The sequence below is a fragment of the Streptomyces sp. NPDC127068 genome (genome assembly GCF_042724695.1).
Classification (GTDB): domain Bacteria; phylum Actinomycetota; class Actinomycetes; order Streptomycetales; family Streptomycetaceae; genus Streptomyces.
The window spans coordinates 1-7957 of record NZ_JBHXEN010000105.1 but is presented as its reverse complement, the minus strand read 5'-3'; the positions used below and the strand labels follow the sequence as shown (position 1 = coordinate 7957).

Here is a 7957-nt window from a genome sequence, read left to right as displayed (position 1 = left end):
CCAACGACCGCGTCGGAAGCCCCCGCAACCGAACGGGCCAGCCGAGGAGCCAACCACTGCCCATCACGCAGCGCGAGCTGCGGCTCATCCACCGCCAACAACGCACCCCAATCCGGCTCCTGGTCACCCTCCACATCCACCAGAACAAACCGACCCGGATGCTCCGACTGCGCACTCCGCACCAAACCCCACACCGCAGCCTGCGCCACATCCGCAACCCCACCACCAACCGACACCACACCCCGAGTCACCACCACCAACCGCGAACCAACCAGCGCTTCACACGCCAACCACTCCCGCACCACCGACAACACCTCACCGACGGCACTCGTCGACTCCGAGGCATCAACAGCCGTGAGCACGAAGTCGGGCGCAGCAGAATCCGCAGCGATCGCACGATCCAGCGCGGCCAGGTCCTCGTACGGTTCGCCCTCAAGAGGAAGCCCACCGAGCACAGCGACCCTGGCGGACTGGGCCTGTGTGACGGTGACCGGAGTCCAGTCCAGCTGGTAGAGGGAACCCTGAGCTCCTGCGGCCCGCTTCAGCTGGGCCTGGTCGACCGGACGGAAGACGAGCTTGTCCATGCTGAGGACCAGCTCGCCTTGCTCGTCGACGATCACGATGCAGAAGGCGGCATCTCCCACGGGAGTGAGCCGTGCGCGAGCGCGCGACACACCGGTGCGATTGAGCTGAACGCCGTTCCACGAGAACGGCATGACGAGCGTGTCGTCAGGCTTCTCGCCGAACAGCGAGCTCTGTACCGCCGAGTCGAAGAGCCCCGGGTGAATTCCGAAGTCGTCCGCGCCGGCTTCGTCCGGCAAGGCCAGATCGACGTAGACGTCATCCCCGTCCTGCCAAGCCCCCACCACACCCTGGAACAAGGAACCGTAGTCGTAGCCGATGTCGGCCATTCGGGTGTAGAGCTCTTCGACGGACAGAGGATCGGCGTCTCGCGGCAGCCATTCGAGATCCCAAGTGGGCGTAGCCCCGGATTCTTCTGCCAGCCATCCGCGGCCGTGGCAGGTCGCCTCACTCTGGATGTCCACGTCCTCGCCCTCGGGACGCGAGAAGATCACGAACTCGCGACGCCCGACATCGTCGGAGTGGCCGACAATGAGCTGCACCTGGCGCGCCCCTGTCTCATCCAGGGCAAGCGGCGTCTCGATGACGAGTTCATCCAGTACAGCGCAGTCGAGCGCCAGCCCGGCGGCCAAGCTCATCTCGACCAGCGCCACACCGGGCACGATGACCGAACCCATGACGACATGGTCACGCGTCCACGGCTGGGTCTCGGTGGAGATGCGGCCAGTGAAGAGCCATTCGTCCCGGTCACCGATGAGCGCTCGACCAGCGAGTACGGGGTGGTCGACGGGTACGAGACCAGCAGCCGACACGTCACCCGTGCTCGTACCGGGAGACAGCCAGAACCGCTCCCGCTGGAAGGCATAAGTCGGCAGATCAACACGCTCAGCACCAACGCCCGCGTAGAACGCCTCCCAATCCACGACGACACCAGCCGCGTAGGCGTGGCCGAGGAACCCGGCGAACGCTTCCGGCTCGTTCTGCTTCCTCCGCAGGGCCGGGAGGAACGCGGCGTCGGTGTCCTCGGTGTCGGTGTCGAGGCATTGGCGCGCCATCGCGGTCAGGACCGCGTCGGGACCCAGTTCCAGGAAGCGGCGCACGTCCAGGTCCCACAGGGTGCGGACCCCGTCAGCGAAACGCACCGCTTCGCGTACGTGGCGGACCCAGTAGTCGGCGTCGAACGCCTCCACCACTGCGCCCGTGACATTCGAGACGACCGGAATCTGCGGCGCTGCGTACTCCAGGCTCTCCGCGACCGCCCGGAACTCGTCGAGCATCGGTTCCATCCGCGGGGAATGGAACGCATGGGACACCCGAAGCCGCGTCGCCTTGCGGCCCTCCCAGTGCGTGAGCCACTCCTCGGCTGCGTCCTCGTCACCGGAGACGACCACGGAAGTCGGACCGTTCACCGCCGCGACTTCGAGGCGACCCTCAAACCCGGCCAACGATCCGATCACTTCAGGCTCGCTGGCCTGGACCGCGACCATCACCCCACCCGCAGGCAACCCACCCATCAAACGACCCCGCGCCACCACCAACTCCGCGGCGTCACGCAACGAGAGCACCCCCGCCACATGCGCAGCAGCGATCTCCCCGACGGAGTGGCCGATCAGGTAGTCCGCGCGCAGTCCAAGCGACTCCACCAGCCGGAACAGCGCGACCTCGACCGCGAACAACACCACCTGCGTGAACTCCGTCGAATCCAACACCCCGTCGTCGGAGGCAAGGAGTTCCCGGACCGGGCGGCCCAACCGCGGGTCGAGTTCCGCACAGACCTCACGCAGTGCCTGATCGAAGGCAGGGAACTCCGCCGCCAAACCCAGCCCCATACCCACACGCTGCGAACCCTGCCCCGTAAACAGGAAAGCCGACTTCCCCGCCACGGAGCTTTCGGCTTCGCCCGTGGAGATGTCGGCCAAGCCCGCTATCAACTCATCACGACCACCAGCCACCACCACCGCACGCCGCTCCAACAACGCACGCGAACCCACCAACGAAAACGCCGCATCCAGAACAGATACCTCAGGCCGCTGGGTCACGAACGAACGCAACCGCTCCACCTGCGCACGCAACGCCGCATCCGAACGACCCGACACCACCACCGGAACCGCCGACACACCACGCCCACCACCCGCAGCAACACCCCCCGCCTCAACCACATCCTCAACCGGCGCCTCCTCCACAATGATGTGCGCATTCGTCCCACTCACACCGAACGACGACACACCCGCACGACGCGGACGACCCTCGACCGTCCACTCCCGCGCCTCCCGCAACAACTCAACCCCACCCGACGCCCAATCGACGTGCGGCGACGGCTCATCCACATGCAACGTCGACGGCAACACACCATGCCGCAACGCCATCACCATCTTGATCACACCCGCCACACCAGCCGCGGTGGAGGTGTGGCCGATGTTCGACTTGATGGAACCCAGCCACAACGGGTCCCCGTCACGCTCAGCGCCGTACGTCGCCAACAACGCCTGCGCCTCGATCGGGTCACCGAGAACGGTTCCCGTGCCGTGACCCTCGACCGCGTCCACGTCAGACGGAGACAGTCCAGCATTGGCCAGCGCCTGCCGGATCACCCGCTCCTGCGACGGACCGTTCGGCGCCGTCAATCCGTTGCTCGCACCGTCCTGATTCACCGCACTGCCACGGATCAGACCGAGGATTCGCCGGCCGTTGCGCTTGGCGTCGGACAGCCGCTCCAGCACCACCAGGCCCAAGCCGTCGGAGAACCCGGTCCCGTTGGCGGACGCCGAGTACGCCTTGCACCGCCCGTCGGGTGCCAGGCCGCGCTGCCGGCTGAACTCCATGTGCAGGAAGGGCCCGGCCAGCACGGTGACGCCGCCGGCGAGGGCGAGGGAGCACTCGCCTGCACGCAGAGCTGTCACCGCGAGGTGCAGGGCAACAGCGGAAGCGGAGCAGGCCGTGTCCACGGACACCGCGGGGCCTTCCAGACCAAGGCTGTAAGCGATGCGGCCGGACACGACGCTGGTGGTGGAGCCGGTCAGGCGGAAGCCCTCGATCTGCGGCAGCGCGCCTGCGGGCATGGAGGCGTAGTCGGACGGGCCGACACCGCAGAACACGCCCGTGTCGCTGCCGCGCAGGCGGATCGGGTCGATGCCCGCGTCCTCCAGCGCCTCCCAGGACGACTCCAGCAGCAGGCGCTGCTGCGGGTCCATCGCCGTCGCCTCACGCGGACTGATCCCGAAGAAGTCGGCATCGAACTCGGTCGCTCCGTCGACGAACCCGCCTTCCTTGGCGTACACGGTGCCGAGGTGGTCGGGGTCGGGGTCGTAGAGCCGCTCCAGATCCCAGCCACGGTCAGCAGGGAACGGGCCGATCGCGTCGCGCCCCTCAGCCACCATTTCCCACAACTCGTCCGGCGAGGTGACGCCACCCGGATACCGGCAACTCATTCCCACGATCGCGAGGGGCTCCCCGTCGCGGGACTCGTACTCACGAAGGCGCGCGCGAGCCTGGTTGAGGTCGCTCGCCATCTTCTTGAGATAGCGGGCGATCTTCTCCTGCTGTTCCGTGTTCTGTGTCATTTCCGCGCCCCTCGTCACGCTTCGCCGAATTCGGTGTCGATCATCTGGAAGACTTCATCCATCGTTGTGGCCGCTTCGATGCGCTCGGCCGTGCTCTCCGCTTCTCCGTCATCGGCAACAACGGAAAGCAGTCGGCGCAGGCGCTCGGCAACATTTCGCCGATCGGGTTCGGCGATCCCGGGCAGCATTTCTTCCAGCTTCGTCAGTTCCTTCTCGATCGGTGGTTCGGTGGCATCGCCGCCGAACTCGGCTAGCAGCAATCGTGCGATCTCCGCGGGTGTGGGGTAGTCGAAGACCAACGTGGCCGGCAGGCGCATTCCTGTGACCTGGCTGAGCCGGTTTCGAAGCTCAACGGCGCCGAGCGAGTCAAAACCGATCTCCTGGAAAGCCCGCTCCGGTTCGATGGCAGCGGCGGAGGAATGCCCCAGCACAGCGGCCACCTGGGCGCGAACCATGTCCAGGACGATGTTGTCCCGGTCGGTGGTGGAGACCCCGGCGAGCTGGTCCCTGAGGGACACCGTCGGGGTGTCAACTTGCCGAGCGCCGGGGGCCAGGCCGCGGAGTACCGCGGGGATGCTCCCGGCCCTGGCCTGGGCCCGCAACACCGCGGTGTCGAAACGAACCGGTGCCAGCAGAGCCGCGCCCGAAGCCAACGCCTGATCGAACAGGTCCAACCCCAGCTCGACCGTCAACGCCTTCGCACCCATACGCTCCAGACGAGCAAGCTCCCCCTCACCCAACCGCGCACCCATACCTCCGGCATCCGACCACAAACCCCACGCGAGGGACGTGGCGGGCAGTCCCGCGGCGCGGCGGGTCGCAGCAAGAGCGTCGAGTGCAGCGTTCGCCGCAGCGTAGTTACCCTGCCCCGGACTCCCCATCAACGCCGCCACCGACGAGAACACCACGAACGCAGCGAGATCGGCATCGGCCGTCAACTCGTGAAGGTGCAAGGCCGCATCGACCTTGGGACGCATCACACGGTCGATCTGCTCGGCAGTCAACGACTCCACCACACCGTCGTCCAACACACCCGCCGTATGCACGACCCCCGTCAACGGACGCTCCACCGCACCCAACACCGCAGCCAACTGCTCACGGTCGGACACATCACAAGCCACGACCCGAGCCCCACAACCCAACGCATCCAACTCCGCAACCAGCTCCGCAGCACCCTCAGCCGCAGGACCACGACGACTCAGCAGCAGAAGGTCACGCACACCGTGCGAGGCCGCGAGGTGACGAGCGAACACCGCACCCAAACCACCCGTACCACCAGTGACCACCACCGTCCCCGTGACATCAAAGCCTGTCACCGCGTCACCGGCAGACGCACGAGTCAGACGCGGCGCCAACAACCGACCATCACGCACCGCGAGCTGCGGCTCATCCACCGCCAACAACGCACCCCAATCCGGCTCCTGGTCACCCTCCACATCCACCAGAACAAACCGACCCGGATGCTCCGACTGCGCACTCCGCACCAAACCCCACACCGCAGCCTGCGCCACATCCGCAACCTCACCACCAACCGACACCGCACCCCGAGTCACCACCACCAACCGCGAACCAGCCAGCGCTTCACACGCCAACCACTTCTGGACCAAGGTCAGGGCGTCGGAAGCAGTCGGACGCGCGGTGGTGGCCACTTCATGGTTGAGTGCACCGACAGTGGCCAGCACCACCTCTGGTGCGCTGGCTCCGTCGGCCAGGGTCTTCTCCAACGCGGCCAGATCGGTGAAGCGATCCACCGTTCCGCCGACCGGACCGATCGCGACGATTCCGGCAGTCCGTGCGACGCCCGCGACAGCCTGGGCCGGAACCCAGTCCATCTCGTAGAGGTGGCGCTCGCTGTCCCGCCGCGCGCCTTCCAGGTGCGCCTGCTCAACAGGGCGGACGTCGAGCCGCCGCAGACAGGCCAGCGGCAAGCCGTCCTCACTCGCGATGTCCAGCCGCAGAGAGGTCGGGTCCGGCAGCGTGATCCTCACGCGGAGCCTGGTGAGGCCGAAGCGCGCCAACTGGACTCCGGACCAAGAGAACGGCAGCCCGCTGGGGTTGTCCTCACCCATGTCGAGCATTCCCAGTCCGCCGTGCAAGGCGGAGTCGAACATGGCCGGGTGGATGGCGAACCCGTCAGACGATCCGGCAGCCTCCGGCAGCGCCAGTTCGGCGAAGACCTCACCGTCCCTACGCCATGCGGACTGTACGGCGCGGAAGGCGGGACCGTAGTCGAAGCCCACGTCGGTGAGGTGGGCGTTCCGGTTGAGCAGCGTGTACAGCTCGGAGACGGCGAGGGATTCGGCTTCGGCCGGCGGCCACTGCAAGGAGAGTGCCTCCAGCGGCTCGGCCTTGGGCGCGAGCCAGCCGCGGGCGTGACACGTCAGTTCGGTGACCTCGTCCTCGGCCGCCTCGATCCGGGAGAAGAAGGCGATCTCGCGTCGACCGTCCTCACCAACCGGGCTGACCGTTACCCGGATCTGCCGCGTAACGTGATCCTCCAGGACCAGAGGCGCGGCAACGACGAGCTCGTCGACCACATCGCTACCCAACCGCCTGCCAACGGTCAGCGCCATTTCCACCATTGCAGCGCCCGGCACCAGGACGATCCCGAACACCATGTGGTCGCGGGTCCACGGCTGCGTCTCCTGGGACATGCTGCCCGTGAACACCCACTCGTCGCGGTCACCCACCTGCACCGCCGCCGCCAACACCGGATGCCGCATCCGATCCAGGCCCGCCGCCGAAGCATCACCCGCACTGGCCTTGCGGGTCAGCCAGTAGTTCTCGCGCTGGAAGGCGTAGGTGGGGAGGTCGATGCGTTGGGCGTCGGTGTCGGCGTAGAAGGTGTCCCATTCCACCGTGATGCCGGCCGCGTAGGCGTGGCCGAGGAACCCGGCGAACGCTTCCGGCTCGTTCTGCTTCCTCCGCAGGGCCGGGAGGAACGCCGCGTCGATGTCCTCGGTCTCGGTGTCGAGGCACTGGCGCGCCATCGCGGTCAGGACCGCGTCGGGACCCAGTTCCAGGAAGCGCCGTACATCCAGGTCCCACAGGGTGCGGACCCCGTCAGCGAAACGCACTGCCTCGCGTACGTGGCGGACCCAGTAGTCGGCGTCGAACACCTCCACCACTGCGCCCGTCACGTTCGACACCACCGGGGTCTGCGGCGCTGCGTACTCCAAGCTCTCCGCGACCGCCCGGAACTCGTCGAGCATCGGTTCCATCCGCGGGGAATGGAACGCATGTGACACCCGCAGTCGGGTCGTCTTGCGGTCTTCCCAGTGCTTGAGCCATTCCTCGGCTGCGTCCTCGTCACCGGAGACGACCACGGAAGTCGGGCCGTTCACCGCCGCGACTTCGAGGCGGCCCTCGAACCCGGCCAACGATCCGATCACTTCGTGCTCGCTGGCCTGGACCGCGACCATCACCCCGCCCGCAGGCAACCCACCCATCAGACGGCCGCGCGCCACCACCAGCTCTGAGGCGTCACGCAACGAGAGCACCCCTGCTACATGCGCAGCAGCGATCTCCCCGACGGAGTGGCCGATCAGGTAGTCCGCGCGCAGTCCAAGCGATTCCACCAGGCGGTACAGCGCGACCTCGACCGCGAACAACACCACCTGCGTGAACTCCGTCGCTTCCAACACCCCACCGTCGGAGGCAAGGAGTTCCCGCACCGAGCGGCCCAACCGCGGGTCGAGTTCCGCACAGACCTCACGCAGTGCCTGATCGAAGGCAGGGAACTCCGCCGCCAAACCCAGCCCCATACCCACACGCTGCGAACCCTGCCCCGTAAACAGGAACGCCGACTTCCCCGC

General features: G+C 67.1%; 1 protein-coding gene and 1 pseudogene. Both read right to left on the bottom strand.

Going from position 1 to position 7957, the window contains the following annotated elements:
* Window positions 1–4034 (bottom strand): annotated as a pseudogene (locus ACFWIA_RS34750) (type I polyketide synthase); the annotation flags it as partial.
* Window positions 4035–4156: 122 nt separating this feature from the next.
* Entirely contained in the window at window positions 4157–7939 is a 3783-nt protein-coding gene (locus ACFWIA_RS34745; protein WP_387011265.1) for an SDR family NAD(P)-dependent oxidoreductase, read from the bottom strand.
* Window positions 7940–7957 lie beyond the last annotated feature (18 nt).